The following is a 23,283-nucleotide window of genomic DNA, read 5'->3' as shown; positions in this document are numbered from 1 at the left end:
AAACAAGTGAAGAGCCCATCCTGACGGATGGGCTTTTTGCGTTTTTGTCGCCTGAGAAATCCCGCATAAAAGCCCGGTAGGGATCGTTTACCATACCGTTGTCACAATAGGGCATCAGCAGTACTTAAGCAGCATAAATATCTATCCATTTGAAATTAAAGAGTTTGTGCCACTTTGCCTGGCGTCGCAACGAGAACGATGAATCGTGCGGGGAGCTTGCCGGCAAAACTACTGAAAGCCGTGACGGCGAATAGCATAGATCTATTTAAACTCAATTATTTATCGAAAACTCATCTACAAAGAATTTATTTTGTGAATAAAATAATTAGCATGAACGTTATATGAAAATAAAAATAGAGATAAACGCGTTTCTGAATATTTAATAGGAATTATATTAAGAATATTACCCGCATAACGCTTAAGTTATTCTAAAGTCATCAGGTTAACAAATAGATACGAAACCCTCTCCCCTGCCAAGCACACAGGCATAACAGCTGGACTTTTTCTGCGAAATGACTTAGTGTCCTTAACACTTTGTTAACTCGATCTGGTTTAAGTTAATTCAAATTTGCTAAAAACATAGGGTGCATTGCCTGTATGGAAGCTAACCCGGTAACGTCTTTTGACGAATAGTGCATGTTACCGGCTGGCAATATGAGAATATAAATGAAATTTCTGATTAACTGGCCTCCTTTGCGCCAACTGATACATTATATCCGGGAGCGTTTTACCTTTCTGGTCCTGCTCTGCTGGCCGGCGATCATCTGGCTGGTTTGCCGGGCGCTTGTCTGGTTAACGGATGGATTAATGGTTCTTCTGGGTAAGCCCACCGACCACTCGTTTACCGTGTATCTTCAGCCGCTTATGACGCTAAGTGCGCTGCTGAGAATTTCCGTCAGCTGGGTGCTGCTGCTGTTTATCCTGTTCAGCATGGCGATGGGGTTCACCTGGGCTCTGCGGCGCTTTATGAATCGCCATAAATAGCGCCGATGTCGCGACCGGCAGAGCGACATCGGTATTGCCTCAGGCCATTTCCCCGATCGTCTTACGAAAACGCAGTAGGGCGATAGTAAAAAACACGCCACCGATAGCCAGCAGCGTCAGAAACTGCGGCCAGACGATAGAGAAATCAGCGCCTCGATAAAGAATGGCCTGCGCAAGGCTGACAAAGTGGGTCGTCGGCATGGTGAGCATAATATCCTGTACAGCCTGCGGCATACTTTCCCGGGGCGTGGAGCCGCCGGAAAGCATCTGCAGCGGCAAAAGGACCAGAATCATCAGCAGCCCCAGCTGCGGCATGGAACGCGCCACCGTGCCCATAAAAATGCCGATTGAGGTGGTGGCAAACAGGCTCAGGGCCACCCCAAGCATAAAGAGCGGTATCGAGCCTTCTATCGGTACCTGCAGCACGCCCTGAACCATCAGGATCAGGGAGAGTCCGGAAACCACCAGCACCACCAGCCCCATTGACCATATCTTCGCCATCATGATTTCAAACGGCGTGACCGGCATAACCAGCAGGTGCTCCACGGTACCATGCTCCCGCTCGCGTATCAGCGCCGAGCCGGTCAGCACGATCGCCAGCATGGTGATATTGTTGATAATTGCCATGACGGCGCCGAAACGCTCCTGTTCCAGGTTCGGGTTAAAACGCATCCTGACGGCCAGCTCAACCGGCAGCGTGCCGTTGTCCCGGTAGCGGGCGACAAAGCTGTTCACCTCGCCGGTGACGATATTCTGGATATAGCTATTGCCGGTAAACGCCTGGCTCATTCGCGTCGCGTCGACGTTAACCTGTAGCGCGGGCTGGCGTCCGGCCAGAACGTCGCGCTGGAAATCCGGCGGAATATTGATGGCGAAAGTATAGCGTCCCGCATCCAGTCCGGCGTCCATCTCATTAGCGGTGATCAGCGCCGGCGGCAAAAACCAGGGCCGGTAAAAACCATTGATAATACGCGATGAAAGCTGCGACTTATCCATGTCGGCAATAGCGATGGGCGCCAGATGCAGCGAACCCGGCATAACGGTCGCGGAGGAGTAAACCGAGACGGTAAAAGCAAAGACAATCAACGTCAGCATCGCTTTATCGCCCAGCAGGCTGCGTAGCTCTTTCATCCCCAAATTATAAATATTGCGTAGTCCGCGCATTATCCCTCCTGTTTTTTCAACAGCCACACGCTCAGGCCCAGCACCAGCGGAACCGCGATAAGCAGCGGAATAAAGGATCCCCACAGGTCGGTCAGATTCAGCGCTTTGGAAAACGTTCCTCGCGCGATGGTCAGAAAGTGGCTGGTTGGATAAATCTGGCCAATCCAGCGCCCGGGTCCTTCCAGCGAGGCGACGGGGTCGATCATCCCGGAAAACTGCGTCGCCGGGATAAGCGTAATGATCGCGGTGCCGAAAATCGCCGCAATCTGGCTTTTCATAAAGGTTGAAATCAGCAGGCCAAGTCCGGTGGCGATAGTGACGTAGAGCAGCGCGGCGAGGGTGAGCGTCAGAAAACTCCCTTTGTGCGGTACGCCAAAAACAAAGACCGACAGCGCGCAGAGCAGGAAGAAGTTGAACATCCCCAGCACGATATACGGCACCTGTTTACCCAGCAGAAATTCGCTGCGGGTGGTTGGCGTCACGTACAGATTGATGATTGAACCAAGCTCTTTCTCGCGGACCACGCTGAGCGCGCTGAGCATCGCCGGGATCATCATCAACAGCAGCGGAATCACTGCCGGTACAATCGCCGGCAGGCTCTTCACATCCGGGTTATAGCGATAGCGGGTCTCGATGGAAATCAGTGAGGTATCGCGATTGGGGCTGGCCTGGCGGCCGGCCATCTCCTGCAGCCAGGCCAGATGCATGGCCTGCACATAGCCGCGCACCGTCTCCGCGCGGTTCGGCATCGCGCCGTCCACCCACACGCCAATCTGCACCGGCGTTCCCCGGGCGATATCGCGGCCAAAATTAGGCGGAATTTCAATCGCTACCGCCAGCTCGCCGTTGCGCATTCTTCTGTCCAGTTCGCTATAGCTTTGCAGCGGCGGCTGTTCGATGAAGTAGCGTGAGCCGGCGATATTTTGCGACCAGCCCTGGCTACTGACGGTCTGGTCGCGGTCGAGCACCGCAAACCGCAGATCTTCGACGTCCATACTGATCCCATAGCCCATGATAAACATCAGGATCACGGTGCCGAGCAGTGCCAGGGTCGATCGCACCGGATCGCGGCGCAGCTCAAGCGCTTCGCGGCGGCTGTAGCTAAACAGGCGCTGCAGGCTGAACGCCTGACGCGGCGCCACGCTTTCGGCTTTATGTTCCATCGCGGGAACCGGTGCAGCCTGCGCATCAGGCGGCTGCGCGGCATCCGCCGCTTCCTGTAGCCAGGCGATAAACGCCTCTTCAAGGCTGGCCGATCCGCGCTGCTCCACCAGCGCCTGCGGCGTATCGCTGGCCAGCACTTTTCCGGCATGCATCAGCGAAATGCGATCGCAGCGTTCCGCTTCATTCATAAAGTGGGTGGAGATAAAAATGGTCACCCGGTCCTGACGCGCAAGATCGACCATCAGCTGCCAGAACATGTCCCGGGCTACCGGATCGACGCCGGAGGTGGGTTCATCAAGGATTAACATTTCCGGGCGGTGGATCACCGCGACCGCCAGCGAGAGGCGCTGGCGGATACCTAGCGGCAGCGAAGCGGGCAGGGTGTCCTCAACCTCTTCCAGCATAAAGCGCTGGCTCATTTCGGCGATCCGCCCCGGGATCTCCGCATCCGGGATGTGGAACAGGCGGGCATGCAGCTCGAGGTTTTGCCGTACGGTCAGTTCGCTATAGAGGGAGAAGGCCTGCGACATATAGCCAACGCGGCGGCGGGTTTCGATATCCCTGGGGTCGACCGGCTGGCCAAACAGCCACGCCTCGCCTTCGCTGGCCGGTAGCAGCCCGGTCAGCATTTTCATGGTTGTTGATTTGCCGCAGCCGTTGGAGCCGAGGAAGCCGAAAATCTCGCCGCGGGCAATGCGAAAGTTGACGTGGTCAACGGCGACAAATTGACCGAAGCGCATCGTTAGCCCGCGCGCTTCAATCGCAATTTCGCTTTCATCGGCATTGCGCGGCGGGATGATCACCTCTTTATGCGCCAGGCGCTGGGCTTCGGGAAGCAGGGCGATAAACGCCTGTTCCAGCGTCTGACTCGCCGTGTGCGCTTTAAGCTCATCGGCGCTGCCGGTCGCCAGAACTTCCCCCGCGTTCATGGCCACCAGCCAGTCAAAGCGCTCCGCCTCCTCCATGTAAGCGGTGGCGACCAGGACGCTCATCTCCGGCTGACGCTGGCGGATGCTGTCGATCAGATCCCAAAACTGCGCCCGCGAGAGAGGATCGACGCCGGTGGTGGGTTCATCGAGGATCAGCAGCTGCGGGTCGTGAATGAGCGCGCAGCACAGGCCGAGCTTTTGCTTCATCCCCCCGGAGAGTTTTCCTGCCGGGCGGTCGCGAAACGGCGCCAGGCCGGTACTCTGGAGCAGCTCATTGATGCGGATGTCGCGTTCGGCTTTATCATGGCCGAACAGACGGGCGAAGAAATCGACGTTTTCATAGACCGACAGGGTATGGTAGAGGTTCTTCCCCAGCCCCTGGGGCATCCAGGCGATTTTCGGGCAGACGTCCTGGCGATGACGTACCTCGCTCATATCGCCGCCGAGCACCATAATGTTGCCGTGCTCAATCACGCGCGCGCCGGAGATCAGCGATAGCAGGCTGGACTTGCCCACGCCGTCGGGCCCGATCAGTCCCACCATACGGCGGGCGGGAATGCTCAGCGTAATGTCCTTCAGCGCGACGGTTGCGCCAAAGTGTTGGCTGACGTTTTCCAGGCGGGCGACGGTTTTCATTGCGGCAACCTCACCGTCAGCGCTTCAGGCCACGCCTGCTGGTTATCCAGACGAACCCAGGCCATCCCGGGCAGGCCGGTCTTCACATACTCCAGATGCTCCGCCAGCAGCTCTGGCGGAATACGGGCTTTTACGCGGAACATCAGCTTCAGCCGTTCATCGCTGGTTTCCACCGTTTTAGGCGTAAACTGCGCCACGCTGGCGACAAAACTGATATTGGCGGGGATCACCAGATTCGGCGCGGCATCGAGGATAATTCGCGCTTCGCTGCCCAGCGCCAGCAGACCCGCCTGCTCGGTAGGCAGGAAGAAGGTCATATAGACATCGGATAAGTCGACCATATTCAGCACCCGGCCGCCCGCCGCCAGCACCTCTCCCGGTTCGGCGACGCGGTACTGAATGCGGCCATCGCGCGGGGCTTTCAGCTCGCTATCGTCGATATCGGCGATAATCCGCCGTTCGGTCGCCTGGGCGGCCTCGACCCGGGTTTGCGCCTGAATGATGCTGGTGCGCGCCGCCTCAATCGCGGCCCTGGCGGCAGAGACCTGCGCTTTGGCGGATTCCAGCGCCGCCCTGGCGCTTTCTGCCGCCGCCTGGTCGTCATCCAGCTGCTGCGCGGAGACCGCGCCTCGCTGCGAGAGCGTGCTGGAGCGGACGTGACGTTTAGCCGAGGAGTTCAGCTCCGCCTGCCGCTGCTTCACCACCGCTTCCGTAGCGCGCATTTCACTTTGACGCTGGTCGAGCAGGGCTTTCGCGGCGGCAATCGCGCTCTCTGCTTCCTTGATTTGCGCGGCGGCCTCCAGCCGTTGTTCGTTGAGTACCCGGGTGTCCATACGGGCCAACACGTCGCCCTGGCGAACAAACTGCCCCTCTTTGACCAGGATGGTGTCGATACGCCCGGCGGTTTTGGTGGCGATATCGACTTCTGTGGCTTCAATCCTGCCGTTACTGCTGGCAAAGCCCTCAGGAATTCCCGGCGGGCGAAGCATCCACCATGCCGCTGCGGCAATCACCACCGCTAAACCAATAACGTATCCAACCCAACGCCGTTTGATTTTGTCCATACGCGACTCGCTTTGTTCCATAGGCTGAGTGGTGCGCGCTTCTCCTCCGCATGGCGGAGTTTCGTCTCTTCAGGGAAGGGAGAAATCGGGGATAAGGCCGACCGGCGCAGGGAGCCTGCAGCGCTGCTAACCGGTCAGAAAGAGGTGCGATCAATGTGGTCATCATCAGCAATCCTCGCCTTAAATGAAACACGCATATTTATTGCTACCGTCAATGTCATACTAACACCCGCAATGAGTATGTCCATATACAAAGCAGGGTCTTGTTGTCGGGTTAACATAAAAACAGCGAGGAGCGCGATGGAACAATATTACCCATAATGCCTATTGGGGTTAATGCTCCGGATACCGGCGCAGATAATCTTAATCGTTCTTCATTAAATCATCGTACATATAAGCTATTCCTTAGCGCTAATAACCAGAGGATATTATTCCCTGGCGACTGGCGCATTTTTAATCTGGTTGCCCCAGGAGAACTGTTGTATGATCGGCGGCCCTGAAAATACACTCACGCCGGGCGAGCGCTTTATTCAATGAAAGATGAAAGCCAAAAATATATCTCGATTATTTTTAAGGAGTGGTTGCCGCTGTACGACAGCCTGACGCCGGAAGTGAGGGCGGTACTTAAAAATATTGCCGGGCAGCAGGCGGAGGCGTTAGCGACCCGTTTTTATGATTTTATTTTCCAGGACCCGGACATTGCGCGGCACCTTAGCTATGACTTAGTTCAGGAGCGGCTCAGCAGCTCGCTGGCCGGGTGGGTGAAAGATATCCTGATGTGCGATAAGGAAAATCTGCAGGCGCTGGCGGAGCGGCAGTACCTGATCGGCAGCATCCATTCACGCATCGGTATCCCGGCAGAGGCGGTACTGCGCGGCGCGCGCCAGCTGAAAGCCGGGCTGATTGAAAATATCCGCGATAGCCAGCTCGATCGCGAGACCAGCGTTGCCGCCATCTACTACGCCATCATGGCCATTAACATGGCGGTAGAAATGATGTGCCACGCCTATACCCTGTCGCACTATCGGGCAACGAAAAATGAAGAAGCGTACCGCCTGTATAGCCTGATGGATAACGTGCCGCTGGAATATGGCAAACAGCAGGCCTCGCTCTCCGGATGGGAAAATACCGCTATTTTTAATATCGTTAGCGATAATAAAAGCGATATTAACGGAGCGTTATTATCTGATTCTGAATTTGGCCTGTGGTTCCGCCATAAATGCGTGCGTTATTTTAACAAAAATCCGCAAATGCAGGAAATCGCCGACTTAATTAGCAAGGTGGATGCGCTGTTATCCGCCTGGAAATCCTCGACTGAGGGTTCTGAGTATAAAAACACGCAGGCTTTGCTGCAGGGGATCCATATCCATTGCCAGCAGATCGGCAGCCAGATGGGGGTGCTGTTTAGCAGCCTGTCGCAGATGCAAAGCGGTAAGGATACGCTGACCAGCCTGCTTAACCGCCGCTATCTGCCGGTTGTCCTCAAGCATGAAGTGACGCTGGCGATGGAATATGAACTGCCGATGACGGTGGCGATTATCGACATCGACCACTTTAAAGAGATCAATGATAGCTGGGGGCACATGGTCGGCGACCGGGCGATTAAGCACGTTGCGGAGCTGCTCAGCGATAATATTCGATCCAGCGATTATATCTTCCGCTACGGCGGCGAGGAGTTTCTGCTGGTGCTGGTGGAGACCGGCGCCGCGGAAGCCTTTACGATCCTTGAACGGCTGCGTAAAAAAATCAGCCAGCTGGCGTTTAGCGTTGGCGCTGACAATGAGATTTCGATTACCGCCAGCATCGGCTACGCCGTCCACACCGGTCATCCGGATTACAATCTGCTGCTGCGCGATGCCGACAGCGCGCTGTACGTCGCCAAGCGCGATGGGCGCAACTGCGTGAAGCTGCATGAAGGCGGCGGCAACTAAGCTGCCGGGTCCTTCCCGGAGGCGGCGCGCTGCGCCTGTCCGGGCTACCGGATCGCAGACGGCAGTAAACCCGTAGCCCCGGTAAGGCGACAGCCGCCACCGGGGAATAAACCGCGGAGTATCTTCCGATCGGGCGCCATCCCGGAGGCGGCGCGCTGCGCCTGTCCGGGCTACCTGACCGCAGACGGCTGTGAACCTGTAGCCCGGGCAAGGCGCCTCAGGCGCCGCCCCCGGGAGAGATGTGGCAGCGGATTTCAGTGCGGAGAGATCGCCGCGCCTCAAAACAGCACCGGCAGCCCCAGGCCGCGTTTTACTTCATGCAGCGTCCGTTGTGTCAGTTCGTGCGCCCGCTCGCTTCCCCGGCGCAGCAGCGCCAGCAGCATGCCTTTATCCTGAATATAGGTCGCCCGGCGTTCGCGTATCGGCGCCAGCAGCTCCTGTAAGCAGGTCTCCAGCGCGTTTTTGCACTGCCTGTCTCCCAGCCCTCCGCGCCGATAGTGGGCTTTCATCTCGGCAACGAAGGTCTTATCAGCATGAAAGGCGTCGAGATAAGTGAATACCACGTTGCCTTCTGTCTGACCCGGGTCGGCGACCCGCAGGTGATTCGGGTCGGTATACATGGCGCTGACCGCACGGTGGATCTCCTCTTCGCTGGCCGAAAGGGTGAGCGTGTTCCCCAGCGATTTCGACATTTTGGCGTTGCCATCAATGCCCGGCAGGCGGCTGACGTCGCTGAGCAGCGCTTTGCAGTGCTGTAAGATCGGCGTCGTGGTCAGGCTATTCATTTTGTGCACGATCTCATTGGTTTGTTCAATCATCGGTAGCTGATCGTCGCCGACCGGCACCAGTTCGGCCTTAAAGGCGGTGATATCGGCGGCCTGGCTAATGGGATAGGCTAAAAATCCCACCGGCAGCGAGCGGGAAAACCCCTTCTGGGCGATTTCATTTTTTACCGTCGGATTACGTTCAACCCGGGCGACGGTGACGATATTCATATACAGCGCGCTGAGTTCGGCCAGCGCCGGCAGGGCGGATTGCAGGCAAATGGTGGTCTTCTGCGGATCGATGCCGACGGCGAGATAATCGGCCATCACCTCAAGGATATTGCTGCTGATTTTTTGCGGGTTGCTGCCGTTGTCGGTCAGTCCCTGGAGATCCGCGACGAGGATAAACTGCTGGTGGTCGTGCTGGAGCAGCGCGCGCTGGCGCAGGGAACCGACGTAGTGGCCGAGGTGCAGCTGGCCGGTAGGACGGTCGCCGGTCAGGATCGTTTGGCTGGTGTTCATAAGTGACTCCTTAGGATGCTATCAGGCCGAAGGGCGACACTCAGAAACAACAAAGCCGCCTTCCGGCGGCTTTGAATAGAGGAAACGTCAAATCTTGCCGCCTGTTATGCAGGCAGCCACCAACGGCGGAGGTGAGAAATGACAACGTTTCTGTTCATCTTTTTATCCTGCCACGAAAAGCCGCGGCAGTAAAAGCCCTTTTTTATTCAGCGATAAACCGGCAGCAGGTTAAAGCTGGATAAAATATGAATTATTGCGTTGGCGCCGCCGAAGCACAAAATCAGGATAATCATGGCATTGCCACCCCAGACCCGATAGCTCGGGCTGCCGAAACGCCTGCGCGAGGCGCGCGCCAGCAGGGCGGGGACGATAGCGGCCCAGACGGTGGCGGCAAGACCGGCGAAACCAATGGCGTAGATAAAACCGTTAGGCCACAGCAGCCCGCCGGCGATCGGCGGCAGAAAGGTCACCAGCGCGGTTTTAAACCGCCCCAGCCGACTATCGTCAAACTTAAACAGATCCGCCAGATAATCAAACAGGCCAAGAGTCACGCCCAGGAACGAGCTGGCGACGGCGAAGTTGGAAAAGACCGTCAGCAGTAGGTCCAGGGTCGAACTGTTCAGCAGGCCGCTTAAGGTCTGCACCAGCACGTCGATGTTGCCGCCTTTTTCGGCGATAGCGATAAACGCCGGGCGCGGAATATTGCCCATTGTGCCGACCAGCCAGATGATATACAGCACCAGCGCCATCAGCGTGCCGAGCAGCAGGCAGCGGCGAATGATAAGCGGATCTTTACCGTAGTACTTCATCAGACTGGGGACGTTGCCGTGATAGCCAAAGGAGGCCAGGCAGAACGGCAGCGTCATCAGGACGTAGGGCAGATAGGACGCATTGACCTCCGCGCGGTTAAACAGAATTGCGGGCTCCACGTGCCACATCAGGCCGCCGAAGGTCATAAAGAAGGTGAGGATTTTGGCGCCCAGCACGATAGTCGTCATCCGGCTTACCGCTTTCGTACTTAGCCAGACGATAAAGGCGACCACCAGCGCGAACGCCAGCCCGCCCAGGCGTGCGGGAACCGCGAGGTTCATCTGCGCAAAAGTATGCTGAATAACTGAACCGCTTGCGGAAATATAGGCGTAGGTCAGGATATATAAAACAAAGGCGACGGTCAGGCCGTTAATAATATTCCAGCCGTTTCCCAGTAAATCCTTCGTGATCGTGTCGAAGCTGGCGCCAATATGATAATTGAGATTGGCTTCGAGGATCATTAACCCGGAATGCAGCATGCAAAACCAGGTAAAAATGAGCGCCAGCAGCGACCAGAAAAACCAGGCGCCGGACATCACCACCGGTAAAGAAAACATGCCTGCGCCAATAATCGTGCCGCCGATAATCATCGCTCCGCCAATCAGCGATGGCGTATTTGTTGAGACCGCTTTTGAGACTGATAATGTAGCCATAAGGTGCATTCCTCACGTGGCTATAATTATTATACCCGTCATACTTCAAGCTGCAGATGTGTTGGCTGCGTTTACTCACCCCAGTCACTTACCTCAGTAAGCTCCTGGGGATTAATGAGAGGCTCCTGCCTCTCACCGGAGGCCAGCCTTCGGCTGGTCAAATTCGTTCCCGACGAATTTGTCACTCTCTTGCCGCCTTTCTGCAACTCGAATTATTTAGGGTACAGATAACGGCTGCGGGCAAACGGCTACCCGGCGCAACCCGAATGATTGAGCTTAAAGAGATGGAATTAAATTAATGGCGCTCTCATTGCGAGAGCGCCGTGATGCGGTTTATTTCACCGGTTTCAGTCTGGCGACGAAGTGGCGCAGTACCGGCGGTTCATAGGTGAAGGTCAGGCCCTTAATCGTGGCGGCGCGCGCCTTAACGGCGATCAGCGCTTCAGCGATATAGTCCATATGATCGTTGGTATAAACCCGGCGCGGAATGGTCAGGCGCAGCAGCTCCATCGGTGACGCCTTCTGTTTGCCGGTTTGCGGGTCGCGGCCCAGCAGCAGGGAGCCGATTTCCACGCTGCGGATGCCCGCTTCCAGATACAGCTCGTTGTTTAGCGCGTGCGCCGGGAACTGCTCCGGTGGGATATGCGGCAGCAGCAGCTTAGCATCGACGAACACCGCATGGCCGCCGGTCGGATACTGAATCGGAATGCCGCCTTCGCGCAGGCGTTCGCCGAGGTATTCCACCTGATTGATGCGATAAGCGAGGTAATCCTCGTTGGTCCCTTCTTCCAGGCCGATAGCCAACGCCTCCATATCGCGCCCCGCCAGGCCGCCGTAGGTGACAAAGCCCTCCATCGGCACGCAGCGGATGCGCACTTCGTTGAACAGATCTTCGTCATCGCGGAAGCAGCAGAGTCCGCCGATATTCACCATCGGGTCTTTCTTGGCGGACATGGTCAGCATATCGCCGTACTGGTACATCTCAAGAATAATCTCTTTCACCGATTTATCGGCGTAGCCCTCTTCGCGCTGTTTAATAAACCAGGCGTTTTCGCAGAAGCGGGCGGAGTCGATCACCACCGGAATATTATTCTGGCGGGCAATCTGATACACCTCGCGCATATTCGCCAGCGATACCGGCTGGCCGCCGGAGCTGTTACAGGTGACGGTGGTAATAATCGCCGCCACGTTTTCCGCGCCGTGTTCGGCGATGGTCGCTTTCAGCAAATCAATATCAAAGTTGCCTTTCCAGTCGTACCACGAGGTGGTATCGAAGGCTTTCGGCGTCACCACGTTAATGGCTTTTGCGCCGTTGAGCTCCACGTGCGCGGCGGTGGTATCGAAGTGGAAGTTGGAAATAAACACCGGATGCGCCGACTTGCGGCGAGCAATCAGGCTCGGGAACAGAATCTGCTCCGCGCCGCGCCCCTGATGGGTGGGAATGGTATACGGATAGCCGATAATCTCTTTGACCTTTTCGCACAGATGCTGATAGTTACGCGACCCGGCGTAGGCTTCGTCGCCCATCATCAGCCCGGCCCACTGATGGTCGCTCATCGCGCCGGTGCCGGAGTCGGTCAGCAGGTCGATATACACGTCCTGGCTATTGAGCAAAAACGGGTTATAGCCCGCCTCTTCCAGCGCTTTGACGCGATCGTCAAAGGTAGTCATGCGAATGTTTTCGACCATTTTAATGCGGAACGGCTCAGGGATACGTTTCATTTATTTTCTCCATGGGGATGCTGTGCCGCGTTTGGCTATTTGGCGACAAATAAAAAGCGCAACAAATAGCGACTAAACGCAGTGCTGAATTAATTTTTTTTAGGGAGTAAACAGCAGCGGAGAATTAACGAGGGAAGTCGTTGGAGATGCGGTGATCTAAATTATACCAGTCGTCCAGGCCGCCCTGGGCAATGAGGCGATAAATCGATTTTTGCGTCATGACATCGTCCTCTGTGGGTGAAGGGATGCCATAAAAATAAGGTAAAATGAGAAAATAACCACGATTAAAATCACAAAAAATTATTTATCGATAAGCGGAGTATAAAAATTTGACGCTCGTCGTCTTTTTAGCGTTATTGATTAGCAGGCAATGGTTTTTTGTTTTTTTATTACGCCAATAACGGCTTGTTGAGTGAGGTTTTTAGCGCCTTCACCGCAATCAGTGAAGGCGCAGGCGGGACTTACATGCTGGAGAAGACGTTCATAATGATGCCGCCGGAGATGATCAGCACCATGGCGAGGATGGCCGGGATATCCGGTTTTTGCTTATAGAGGATCATTGAGCAAATCGTGACGCCGACGATACCAAAACCGCACCACAGCGAGTAGGCGACGCCGACCGGAATGGTGCTCATCGCACGGGTGAGGGCGAAGTAGCACAGGCCGTAGGCGAAGACCACCAGCACCGACGGCGCCAGCTTGCTGAAGCCGTTGGTCTTTTTGATCATCGACGTGCCGGTGATTTCGGAGCCGATAGACAGCGCCAGCCATAAAAATCCGAGGTTAAACATAAGCGGTTCCTTTTCTGTTAGTTGGCGACTTTTTTGTCCAGAGATGCAGCGGCCGGCTGCGCGGGCGCTTCCTCGCTCTCTTCGCTACCCATTTTGGAAAACAGGTTCATGATCACGATCCCGCTGGCGATAACCGCCATACCGATAATGGCGGCGGTGTCCGGGTGCTGGCCGTAAAACGCCATTCCCAGCGTCGATACCACGAGGATGCCGGTACCGGACCAGGTGGCGTAGGCCAGACCGACGGGAATATCCTTCACCGCGCGGGACAGCGAGTAGTAGCAGGTGCAGTACAGCAGCACCAGCAGCCCGAGCAGCAGCATTTTGCTCATCCCTTCACTGCTGCCGAACATTTTGAGGGTGGAGGTGGCTGAGGTTTCGGAAACGATAACCAGCAGCATCCATAGCCAACACTTTGTTTTTGAAGACATAAGTTAAACTCCGGGTTTACTATTTAAGGTAAGGTTCTTTTTTTCTGTTTTTTAAAAAATCGATAGCGGCATCGGTCAACTGCGCTTCAGGAGCACAGGCCAGCGCCGGATTATTCACCACGTCTGTGACAGTGAGATAACGCCGCGGGCCGCTCGCCGACGGCGCCGCCGCTTCGCGACCCGACGCCAGCTTCTCCAGCAATTCGTTCATGGTGCACAGCGCGATGCCGCATTCGGCCAGGCGGGCCAGCGTGGCCTGCATATGTCCGGCGTAAGCGCTATCAGGCTGCGCCCCGCGCAGCTGGTTAAGCTCGCTGGCGGGATCGCAGTGATAGCGCAGCGCCAGCACCGGCAGGCCGCTCAGCAGGGCATCGTGCACGCGGCGGGCAACGGGACCGTGCAGGGAACCCTTCACCAGATCCGCCGCCAGCGGGTAGTCGAGAAACGGCAGCAGCAGCGCCTTATACGAGGCCGAAGGCAGCTCCTGTTGCCAGTCGGCCGCCGGCAGCGTTTTACCGATAGCCCGCCACTGCTCGCCGTCGTCAATCCCGCTATCCAGCGCCAGGTGCAGGCTCTCGCCGCAGCCGGCCAGCCGCTGGCGAATAGCGTGCCGGTAGCCCGCCGCGGCGGTCACCATCACCAGTACCGGCGGCCGCAGACGCTGGATAATGCGTTCAACCAGGTCTTCCATCTGTTGGTCGGTCATGGCGAGCCTCCGTTAGCCGATGAGCGTGACCTGCGCGCCGTTTTTCAAGCCGGCGGCGTTGGCCTCTTCGGTATCAATATGAAACTCCAGCGCGAAGTCTTCGCGTACCCGCACCACCACTTCATCAAAGGTCAGCTGGCGTTCGCCGTCGCTGCGGACGCTAACCTTCTGGCCGTTGGCGACGTTCAGCTGGCGGGCATCCTGCGGCGACATATGGATATGCCGCCAGGCGCAGATCACCTGCGATCGCAGTTCAACGTGGCCTGCCGGGCCGATCAGCAGCGCGCTGCCCGCGTTCTCCAGCTGGCCGGATTCGCGAACCGGCGCTTTGATGCCGAGGGTAAAGCAGTCGGCGCGGGAGATTTCCAGCTGCGATACCGGGCGGGTTGGGCCGAGGACGCGCACCTGGGTGAGCGAGCCCTTCGGACCGACCACGGTGACGCACTCCTGGGCCGCGAACTGCCCCGGCTGGCGCAGCGGCTTAAACGGCGTCAGGACGTAGCCCTTGCCAAACAGCGCTTCGACGTCCTGCTGCGCCAGATGGACGTGGCGGTTAGAGATGCCGACCGGGATAGCTGGAGCAACGTGGCTCAGGCGGGCGGCGATTTTTTCATGGAGCAGGGTGTCGATCATGCCTTCTTCCCTTTCCTCATCGCCGCGTTTTTATCTTCCGTCGGCGCAGGCGCGGCGGCGGGTTCAGTGGGTTCCCTTGTTTCTACAGCGGCGGGCGCGACGGCTTCAGCCTCAAGCGGCGCGGCAGCTTCCGCGCGCGGCGGACGGCCTTTCAGGGTGCTGAGGGCGTCCACGACGCTGCGCTCCGGACGGGCGATCGTCAGGGATTTGACCTGCGGGTCGATGAGCGCGGCGACGGCCACGCCGCGTTCGATAGCGGTGTGAATCGCGCTGATCTCCCCTTCAAAGCAGACGCTCACCAGCCCCGAACCGACTTTGCGGTAGCCAATGCAGGACACGCCTGCGCTTTTGCAGGCGGCATCCACGGCCTGAACGGCGGCAACTAACCCTCGCGTTTCAATTACGCCTAAACTTTTCATTGTCGGCTCCTGTTAATGGCGGACTAAGCGAATATCAAAATCAAACTGCGTGAAGAACGTTTCCAGCCGGTCTAACTCCTCGGCGGAATAAGTTGGGTCTCGGGTAATGGGGTAAGGCATATCGAGGCGCTCATATTTTTTGCGCCCCAGCTGGTGGTACGGCAGCATATCGATGCGGCGGATATTTCCGCGCTTGGCCAGCTTTTGTACGTAATCAATGGCCCCGGTAATGGCATCGAACGAGTCGTTATAGCCGCGAACCAGCGGCATGCGGATAATGACGTTAGCGCCGGAATCCACCAGCCACTCCAGGTTGCGGCGAATGCCTTCGTTACCGATGCCAAATAACGCTTTATGGTGCTCGCTGTTAATTTGCTTAATATCGAATAAGAAGGTGTCGGTCACTGGCGCCAGCTTTTGATAATTGGCCAGCGGCGTGGTGCCCTGCGTTTCCACGGCGGTATTGAGCATCATCTTTTTGCATTCGCTAAAGAGCGCGACGGCAAAATCGGTCTGCAGGCTCATTTCCCCGCCGCCGATGGTGACGCCGCCGCCGGAGGAGATATAAAAGTCGTAGTCCTGCATGATGATCTCCATCAGTTCGCTGACGGTGACATCTTTGCCCATAATATCCAGCGCGTTCTGGGTGCAGATCTCTTCGCACTTGCGGCAGCCGATACAGTCTTTATTACGGTTGACGAAATGCTTCATTTCGCCGTTTTCTTCCGCCCGATAATGAATTCCCGCCGGGCAGACGTTGACGCAGTCGCCGCAGTTAATGCATTTATCCTGTGAGAACATCACCTGAAACTGGCTATTCAGCCCTTCCGGGTTAGCGCACCACGGGCAGCGAATATTGCAGCCTTTGAAAAAAACCAGCGTGCGGATCCCATCGCCGTCATAGATCGAATATTTCTGAATATTGAATATTCGCCCGGTTAATTCTTGTTTTGCGCTCACACATACCTCCAGAAAAACGATCGGGACATCCGTGTCCAAAAACGTCCGTGTCTTTATCAGAACTTCTCGATGACCGTACGGCTGATAATCTCGTCCTGAACTTCTTTGCACAGCTCAACGAAGTAGGCGCTGTAGCCCGCGACGCGGACGATCAGGTCGCGGTATTTTTCCGGCTCCTGCTGGGCTTTTTTCAGCACTTCGTTATCGACATAGCTGAACTGCATCTGGCCGTTGCCGAGAATCGACGCGGTGCGCAGCAGGGTAATCAGGCCGTGACGACCTTCCGGGGTATCCAGCAGCCCTTTGAGGAACTTGAAGTTGTGCACCATGCCGATATTCATGGTTTCGACGTTCATCTTGCTCACCGACTTGATGATCGCCGTCGGACCCTGCTTATCCGCGCCCTGAGTCGGGCTGATGCCGTCGGAGAGCGGCATCCACGCCAGGCGACCGTTCGGCGTGGCGTTGGTCAGCTCGCCGATCGGCGTGTTGTTGGAGATGGACAGGGTGCCGTGGCTCAGGGTGGAGTAGAGCATCTTGTACTTACGGCACTCGCGCTCGGTCCACTCGGTGATATCCAGCGCATACTGATCGACGTAGTTATCGTCGTTGCCGTATTTCGGCGCGTTGAGGCAGTCGCGGCGCAGGCCTTCAAAGCCTTCGAAGTTCGCCAGCAGCGCGTCGCGCACCTGCTCGAGGGTGTATTTCTTCTCTTCAAACACCAGCTTACGAATCGCCGCCATGGAGTCGACGTAGGTCGCCAGACCGGAGAAGATCAGCCCCGGGCCGTGGTTGATCATCGCGCCGCCGGCGGCAACGTCTTTGCCTTTTTCCATGCAGCCTTCCACCAGCAGCGACATCAGCGGCTTCGGCGCCACGTCGCGGTGCACGCGTTGGCTGATGACCGTCCCGATCGCCGACAGGCGTACGATATGGGCGATCTGTTTTTTCACCGCCGCGTCGAAATCCTCGAAGGTGTGCAGGTCGCGCAGGTCGCCGGTATCCAGCCCCTGATAGCTGTCAAACAGCACCATCCGACCGCGGTTTAAAACGAACTCAATGGCGATGGGCCACTGGGTGTAGCCGGTGGAGGTCCACTGATAGATGCGGCCGGATTTCTGCGGCTCGACGCAGCCCATCAGGCAGTAGTCGCGGGCGTCTTCGAAATCGAAGCCTTTACGCAGCATCATCTTGATATGGGAGTCGTCGAAGTGGCAGGCCGGGAAGCCCATCCCCGCTTTGACGACGTCGACGATTTTTTCCATATACTTCTGCGGCGACTGGTTGTGAATACGGCAGGCCAGCGACGGCTGGTAAACCTTCACGAAGCGCACTGCGTCCATGATCAGATAAGTCAGGTCGTTACAGGCATCGCCGCCGGAGCGCTTCTGACCGCCGACGGTCAGGTTGATAAACGGCTGATAGCCGGCGAAATATTTCGCCCCCAGCTCGCTGGACATCCACATCAGCTCGGCGCATTTGATGATAAACGCCTGAAGCAGCTCCAGCGCGGTGTCGTGAGTCAGGCGGCCTTCGCGGATATCGGCTTCAAACATCGGGTAGCAGTACTGGTCTACGCGTCCCAGGGACAGTCCGGTCTGGTTCTCTTCAATTTCAAACAGCGACTCTACGGTCCAGATGCTCTGCAGCGCTTCCTGCAGGGTTTTCGGCGGGTTCGCCGGCACGTTCTGGTTCACCTCGGCGATGGTCAGCAGCTCGGCGCGACGCTGGGCGTTCTGCTCAATCGCGGCCAGTTCGCGGGCGCGGGCGGCGATGCGGTGCGCGTAGTTAATCACCCCTTCGCAGGTTTCAATGGCCGCTTTGTAGTAGTAGATGCGGTCGATATCTTCCGGGTTTTCCATACTCAGGCTGGCGAGATGCGCCTCGGCGTCGGCTTTAATGCCGTTCATCCCTTTGGTAAACAGCAGCACGTCGTAGCCCGGGCAGGTGTCGCCGCCGCCGTTGATCTGGTGGTAGGAGAGGTCGCTGACGAAGGTCTCGCCGCTGAACGCCCATACCCCCGCTTCGCGGTACTGGGCTTCGCAGATTTCATCCAGCGAGCGGCCTTCCCAGAACGGCACGATCTCTTCGCGGATGGTTTTTTTATCTGCTTCGCTGATCTCAAACGGATCCTGCGGACGGGTGCTCATGGTATCGAGTTCGTCGCGCACCCAGCGCCAGGCGATATCCGGCGAGAAGGCGCCCGCGCGCGGCTTGCCGCACGGATGACCGACGATCAGCTCATCGTCCTGAATCAGAATCGGCGCGGTTTCGCAGGCGTGGCGGAAGGCTTTGGCGCGCAGCAGAATCGTCGGCATGCCGGGGTTGGCTTTGACCACTTCGGTAAAGGCCAGCGCGCGGTAGATAGAGACGCTCGGGCGCACGGTCAGGTAGTGGTTACGCAGGCGCTGCATGCGCGGGGTCAGCCCTTCTGCTGCCGGCGTTTCGCCGGCGGCGGCAAATGGGGCGGCGGAAACGTGCTGGACGCCCTTGAACAAACGCACCGGCAGATGCAGGGCGCTCAGGTTGTGCTGCGCGCTGAGGAACATGTCGGAGAGTTCGTTAATGCGCGCGTTCTCAAGGCTTGCGCCGTGCAGCAGGGCGTCGAACATCGGATAACCGTCGATCGCGCAGGCGGCGCGCACTTCGCACAGCTCCGCCAGCTTGAACCACAGCGATTCGACGATTTCATACGCCTGCTGCGGGGAGAGCGCGCCGTTGTTGATATCGCGCTGGTAGTAAGGGAGCAGGGCTTTGTCGGCGCCTTCCGGGTTGACGGCGTAGCTGCCGTTATCGAGCTGGAGCGCCAGCTGGAACAGATAAAAGGCCTGGCACGCCTCTTTGAAGCTGCGCGCCGGATGCGCCGGAACGTGGTGCAGAATGGCGGCGCTGTCCAGCAGTTCCGCCCGGCGGTAAGCGTTGGTTTCCGCGGCGGCCAGCTGTTCCGCGCTGTTGGCCAGGTTTTGCGCCAGCGCCAGCAGGGCATCGCAGGCGTAGATGGCCGCGCGGCAGCCGTTGACTTCATCCATGCCGCTGCGGCTGACGGCGCTGCCCAGCGCACGGGTTTTCTCTTCCAGCTGATGTTTTATCGCCAGCACGCCTTTTTCCATCACCAGCTTGTAATCCGGGGAGTCGAGATCGCTATTCAGGTTGAGGAACTGGAACGCGGACGGGCGGCGGACGGCGCTCTCGTCGTGGAAAATCGCCCCGTGCGGTTTGCGGGTCTGGTTGCCGACGATCAGCTCGTCGGCGCTGATGCACAGCGGCAGCTGGCGCATCAGTTCATAGAAGCGGCGCGCCGGTTTGACGGCGGCGGGAACCCCGGCGATATCGCCATCAAGGGCGTTGAGCGTGGTGGCATGTTCGGTGCACAGGGTGCTTTTTTGTGAGAGTAAACGTTCTGCCAACACTTTGACGCGCGGCGTTAAGCTGTAGTGTGCCATAGGTAAGGTTCTCCAAATCTTGTTATCAGTGGCCCTGAACGGCGTTGCCGGTCCATGCCCGGCGATAGAGTTCGGTCAGTGCGTGAGCGTCCGGCGCGCGTGGGTTCGTCGGGGTACAGCTGTCGCGTAGCGCCTGGCCGACCATCTCCGCCAGCCGCTGTTCAAATTCGGCGGCAATGACGCCGGTATCGCGGATGCCGGCCGGCATGCTCATTTCGTCTTTTAGCGCCTGAATGGCGACCAGCAGGCTGGCGACGCCCTGGCGGGTAGTGGCCGCGGGCAGATCCAGCAGATGGGCTAATCGGGCGTATTTGCGGGCAGCATCGGTATCGCACTGCCCGTGATAATCGGCGTTCCAGGCCACCACGTCCGCCATCAGCAGGGCGTTAGCGCGGCCGTGGGGGACGCGAAATACGCCGCCGAGCGCGTGGGCAAGGCTGTGGGTAATGCCCAGCGAGGCGTTGGTGAAAGCCATGCCCGCCATGCAGGAAGCGTTGTGCATCTTTTCCCGCGCCAGCAGGTCGCCACCGTTGCGCCAGCAGGTCGGCAGAAAGCGAAATACCTGCTGCACCACTTTCTCCGCCAGCGCATCGGAAAAGTCGCTGGCGGCGAGGGAGACATAGGCTTCCAGCGCGTGACACAGCACGTCCATCCCGGTATCGGCGGTGATCGCCGGCGGCACCGAGGCCACCAGCGCCGGGTCAAGAATGGCGATATCCGGCAGCAGCGACGGGTCCACCAGCACCAGCTTCTCGGCGTGGGCTTTCACCACTGAAAAGGCGGTGACCTCAGAGCCGGTGCCGCTGGTGGTGGGGATCGCCACAAAGCAGGGCGGCTCGCGGTGAGCGTCCGGACGGGTTTGCGCCAGGGCGAAAATAACCGCTTTGGCTGCATCAATCACCGAACCGCCGCCCAGCGCGATAACCAGATCCGGATAGCTGTTATCCATCCGCTTCATACCGCGCACCACGGTGGCGATATCCGGGTCGGCCACCACGTCGTCCCAGACCTGGAAAGCGATGCCGCGCGCATCGAGGATCTGCGTGACGCGATCGGCGAGGCCAAACTTAACCATCGCCTGGTCGGTGACCAGCAGCACGTTGCGGGCGGGCAGCTCGTTCAGGATGGCAAGCGCATCCTGACCAAAGCGAATCCGGGGTTTCAGCAAAAATTCACTCATTGGGTTATTGACTCCTTAAGCGTCCCGAAACACGTTCTCGACAATGGCGACCACCGACATGGCCTTGTAGCGCTCTTTGTTGAGCGCCAGGTACTCTTCGGCCAGCACGATGTCGTGCATACCGGCGCCGACGCTATCAACGGCAACCCAGGTCTGGTCTTTCATCGGCTGCTGGTCATCATCTAATTTGACGATCAGCAGCAGGTTGCTGCCCCGTAGCTCATCGCACTTCTGTGTGGCGACGACATGTCCGACTACCTTTGCGAGAATCATTGTTTTTTATCGCCTTATATCAATGTGTTACTTACCAAGGCGTTCCAGCACCTGGCGGATGACGCGTTCCACGTTTTGCTCATTAATCTCGCTGTCCGCGCCGACGGCGGCGGCGGACGCAAAGCGATCGTCGGCGCTGGCCGGGTGGGCTGCGGTGGCAGCGGTCGCCGGGGCGTTAAAGCGCTCATCGTCGAAGATGCTGCGGTTCGGGCCGGCCGCCGGGCTGACGATGGTCGGCTGCGGTTCCGGGCGGCTGCCCGGCGCGCGCAGCTCATCGATGGAGCGCACGCCGTAGCCCACTTTGCGGATGTTGAGCAGGTTCATCGGCCCGACGTTGTCCGAGCTGGAGCCGCCGCCGACCGCGCCGCAGCCGAGCGTCAGGGCCGGGGTGATATTGGTGGTCGCGCCGATGCCGCCCAGCGCCGCCGGGGTGTTGATCAGAATGCGGTTAACCGGTTTTTCCAGGCAGAACTGGCGGATGACGTCCTGGTTGCGGGTGTGGATCACCAGCGTGTGGCCGAGGCCTTCGTTGGTCAGCAGCTCCACGACGCGGTGGCAGGCGGCTTTCCAGTCCTCTTCGACGTACAGGCCGAGTACCGGGCACAGTTTTTCCCGCGAGTAGGGGTTGGAATTCGATACCGTGGTCTGCGCGGCAATCAGCACCCGGGTGCTGGCCGGGACGCAGAAGCCGGCCATCTGGCTCAGATAGAGCGCGGTTTTACCCACCACTTTGGGGTTGATGGTGCCGTTGGGGCGCAGCAGCAGGGCCGCCATTTTTGCCGCTTCGCTTTCGTTCATGAAGTACGCGCCCTGAGCTTCCAGTTCGCGATGCACTTCGTCGTAGATGCAGCGTTCGACGATAATTGACTGCTCGGAGGCGCAGATCACGCCGTTATCGAAGGTTTTACTGGTGATGATATCTTTCACCGCGTGGGGGATATCGGCGCTGCGTTCGATAAACGCCGGGCCGTTACCCGGACCGCCGCTGATGGTCGGCGTGCCGGACGCGTAGGCGGCGCGCACCATGCCTTCGCCGCCGGTCGCCAGGATCAGCGACACATCTTTGCTGTGCATCAGCTCTGAGGTGGCTTCGAGGGTCAGCTGGCTAATGGCGTCGACGCTACCGGCAGGTGCGCCTGCCGCTTCCGCCGCGCGCTTCACGATTTCAATCGCTTTCCAGCTGCACTGGCGGGCGCCGGGATGCGGGGAGAAGATAATCGCGTTGCCGGCCTTCAGGGCAATCAGCGTTTTGTAGATGACGGTGGAGGTCGGGTTGGTCGACGGCACCAGCGCACAAATCACCCCCAGCGGCACGCCCACGTCCATCACTTTTTGTAGCGGATCGTCATGAATGATGCCGACGGTCTTCATATCTTTGATGGCGTCGTAGACGCGCAGCGAGGCGAAGCGGTTCTTCAGCACTTTGTCCTGCCAGTTGCCAAAACCGGTTTCTTCCGCGGCCATTTTCGCCAGCGCTTCGGCATGATGCGCCGCTTCCTGGGCCACGTTCTTCACGATGGCGTCGATTTGCTGCTGCGAAAAGGTGGCCAGAATCGCCTGCGCCTTTTTGGCATTGCGCACCAGCTCCCGGGCGTTCTGCCGGGACTGCAAATCGTTATCCAGTTCAATCATGAGTCTATCCTTCATCAGACTAAAAGAGTGGAGACGGGGCGCGCCCTGTCAGGTCATGCTTTGTGCTGCGCCGCGATTTTTTCGATGTCGTTATGCGGACGCGCGATGACGCGAGAGGTGACGACTTCGCCGATGCGTTTTGCCGCTTCCACGCCGGAATCCACCGCGGCATTCACCGCGCCGACGTCGCCCTTCACCATCGCGGTGACGAGGCCGGAGCCGACGTTTTCATAGCCAATCAGCTCCACGTTGGCGGCTTTACACATCGCATCCGCCGCTTCAATACAGGCCACCAGCCCTTTGGTTTCGATAAGCCCTAGCGCTTCTTTCATCAGGTTTTTCTCCGGTTAATCCATGATTTTGTAATGCGAGACGATTTTGTTGATGTCGTTATGCGGGCGGGCGATAACCAGCGAAGTCACCACTTCACCGATGCGCTGCGCGGATTCGACGCCGGAATCCACCGCCGCTT

General features: G+C 58.0%; 20 protein-coding genes and 1 pseudogene. 2 read left to right on the top strand and 19 right to left on the bottom strand.

The window, feature by feature from the left end:
- Positions 1-666 precede the first annotated feature (666 nt).
- Complete coding sequence (locus ABLU88_RS26465) at positions 667-984, top strand: hypothetical protein (RefSeq protein WP_004098189.1); 318 nt, start codon at positions 667-669, stop codon at positions 982-984.
- A gap of 39 nt (positions 985-1,023) precedes the next feature.
- Here the strand turns inward: ABLU88_RS26465 and ABLU88_RS26460 are convergent, their stop codons facing one another.
- From ABLU88_RS26460 to ABLU88_RS26450, 3 genes are read right to left on the bottom strand one after another with little or no spacing between them, the layout of a single operon-like run.
- Positions 1,024-2,148, bottom strand: a complete 1,125-nt coding sequence (locus ABLU88_RS26460; RefSeq protein WP_116281048.1) for an ABC transporter permease — start codon at positions 2,146-2,148, stop codon at positions 1,024-1,026.
- A complete protein-coding gene (rbbA, locus tag ABLU88_RS26455; RefSeq protein ID WP_025108467.1) occupies positions 2,148-4,877 on the bottom strand; it encodes a ribosome-associated ATPase/putative transporter RbbA in 2,730 nt (909 codons plus the stop codon). The genes ABLU88_RS26460 and rbbA overlap by 1 nt, the downstream gene beginning before the upstream one ends.
- Positions 4,874-5,941 carry an HlyD family efflux transporter periplasmic adaptor subunit gene (locus ABLU88_RS26450; RefSeq protein WP_004098195.1) on the bottom strand — a complete coding sequence of 356 codons (1,068 nt, stop codon included), beginning with the start codon at positions 5,939-5,941 and terminating at the stop codon, positions 4,874-4,876. Before ABLU88_RS26450 ends, rbbA begins: the two co-directional genes overlap by 4 nt.
- A gap of 533 nt (positions 5,942-6,474) precedes the next feature.
- Between ABLU88_RS26450 and ABLU88_RS26445 the strand changes: the two genes are divergently transcribed.
- Positions 6,475-7,872, top strand: coding sequence for a diguanylate cyclase (locus ABLU88_RS26445; RefSeq protein ID WP_348838573.1), 1,398 nt, complete (start codon positions 6,475-6,477; stop codon positions 7,870-7,872).
- A 278-nt stretch (positions 7,873-8,150) separates the two neighbouring features.
- Here the strand turns inward: ABLU88_RS26445 and trpS are convergent, their stop codons facing one another.
- From trpS to ABLU88_RS26365, 16 genes and pseudogenes are all read right to left on the bottom strand, one after another.
- A complete protein-coding gene (gene trpS / locus ABLU88_RS26440; RefSeq protein WP_348838571.1) occupies positions 8,151-9,158 on the bottom strand; it encodes a tryptophan--tRNA ligase in 1,008 nt (335 codons plus the stop codon).
- A gap of 206 nt (positions 9,159-9,364) precedes the next feature.
- Positions 9,365-10,621 (bottom strand): tryptophan permease, encoded by a 1,257-nt coding sequence (gene mtr, locus ABLU88_RS26435; protein WP_134897153.1) that lies wholly within the window; start codon positions 10,619-10,621, stop codon positions 9,365-9,367.
- A gap of 333 nt (positions 10,622-10,954) precedes the next feature.
- Positions 10,955-12,343: a tryptophanase gene (gene tnaA / locus ABLU88_RS26430; protein WP_348838569.1), complete on the bottom strand. Its 1,389-nt coding sequence runs from the start codon at positions 12,341-12,343 to the stop codon at positions 10,955-10,957.
- Between the two features lie 124 nt (positions 12,344-12,467).
- Positions 12,468-12,563, bottom strand: coding sequence for a tryptophanase leader peptide (gene tnaC, locus ABLU88_RS26425; RefSeq protein ID WP_004098218.1), 96 nt, complete (start codon positions 12,561-12,563; stop codon positions 12,468-12,470).
- A gap of 241 nt (positions 12,564-12,804) precedes the next feature.
- Positions 12,805-13,134, bottom strand: a complete 330-nt coding sequence (locus tag ABLU88_RS26420; protein ID WP_004098219.1) for a multidrug efflux SMR transporter — start codon at positions 13,132-13,134, stop codon at positions 12,805-12,807.
- A 17-nt stretch (positions 13,135-13,151) separates the two neighbouring features.
- Positions 13,152-13,565: a multidrug efflux SMR transporter gene (locus ABLU88_RS26415; protein ID WP_014227744.1), complete on the bottom strand. Its 414-nt coding sequence runs from the start codon at positions 13,563-13,565 to the stop codon at positions 13,152-13,154.
- A 19-nt stretch (positions 13,566-13,584) separates the two neighbouring features.
- On the bottom strand, positions 13,585-14,271 hold the full coding sequence (locus ABLU88_RS26410; RefSeq protein WP_009652892.1) for a hypothetical protein: 687 nt from the start codon (positions 14,269-14,271) through the stop codon (positions 13,585-13,587).
- A 12-nt stretch (positions 14,272-14,283) separates the two neighbouring features.
- Positions 14,284-14,904 (bottom strand): phosphate propanoyltransferase, encoded by a 621-nt coding sequence (locus ABLU88_RS26405; protein ID WP_014837302.1) that lies wholly within the window; start codon positions 14,902-14,904, stop codon positions 14,284-14,286.
- The gene (locus ABLU88_RS26400) at positions 14,901-15,323 is read right to left on the bottom strand and encodes a BMC domain-containing protein (RefSeq protein WP_004098223.1); all 423 of its coding nucleotides are present in this window, start codon (positions 15,321-15,323) and stop codon (positions 14,901-14,903) included. Before ABLU88_RS26400 ends, ABLU88_RS26405 begins: the two co-directional genes overlap by 4 nt.
- Before the next feature lie 12 nt (positions 15,324-15,335).
- Positions 15,336-16,283: a choline TMA-lyase-activating enzyme gene (gene cutD / locus ABLU88_RS26395; RefSeq protein ID WP_014227748.1), complete on the bottom strand. Its 948-nt coding sequence runs from the start codon at positions 16,281-16,283 to the stop codon at positions 15,336-15,338.
- A 56-nt stretch (positions 16,284-16,339) separates the two neighbouring features.
- Positions 16,340-19,726, bottom strand: a complete 3,387-nt coding sequence (cutC, locus tag ABLU88_RS26390; protein WP_148849611.1) for a choline trimethylamine-lyase — start codon at positions 19,724-19,726, stop codon at positions 16,340-16,342.
- 25 nt (positions 19,727-19,751) lie between these two features.
- Complete coding sequence (locus tag ABLU88_RS26385; RefSeq protein ID WP_047724629.1) at positions 19,752-20,906, bottom strand: 1-propanol dehydrogenase PduQ; 1,155 nt, start codon at positions 20,904-20,906, stop codon at positions 19,752-19,754.
- Positions 20,907-20,921: 15 nt separating this feature from the next.
- Complete coding sequence (locus ABLU88_RS26380) at positions 20,922-21,179, bottom strand: EutN/CcmL family microcompartment protein (protein ID WP_004098229.1); 258 nt, start codon at positions 21,177-21,179, stop codon at positions 20,922-20,924.
- A 27-nt stretch (positions 21,180-21,206) separates the two neighbouring features.
- Positions 21,207-22,811: an acetaldehyde dehydrogenase (acetylating) gene (locus ABLU88_RS26375; protein WP_348838561.1), complete on the bottom strand. Its 1,605-nt coding sequence runs from the start codon at positions 22,809-22,811 to the stop codon at positions 21,207-21,209.
- 53 nt (positions 22,812-22,864) lie between these two features.
- On the bottom strand, positions 22,865-23,143 hold the full coding sequence (locus tag ABLU88_RS26370) for a BMC domain-containing protein (RefSeq protein WP_002442217.1): 279 nt from the start codon (positions 23,141-23,143) through the stop codon (positions 22,865-22,867).
- Positions 23,144-23,158: 15 nt separating this feature from the next.
- A pseudogene (locus ABLU88_RS26365) lies at positions 23,159-23,283 on the bottom strand (BMC domain-containing protein); the annotation flags it as partial.

Source organism: Klebsiella sp. GW_Kp182 (assembly GCF_040062275.1).
GTDB lineage: Bacteria > Pseudomonadota > Gammaproteobacteria > Enterobacterales > Enterobacteriaceae > Klebsiella > Klebsiella michiganensis.
Note: the sequence above shows the minus strand (reverse complement) of the source record. Positions and strands in the feature narration are given on the sequence as shown.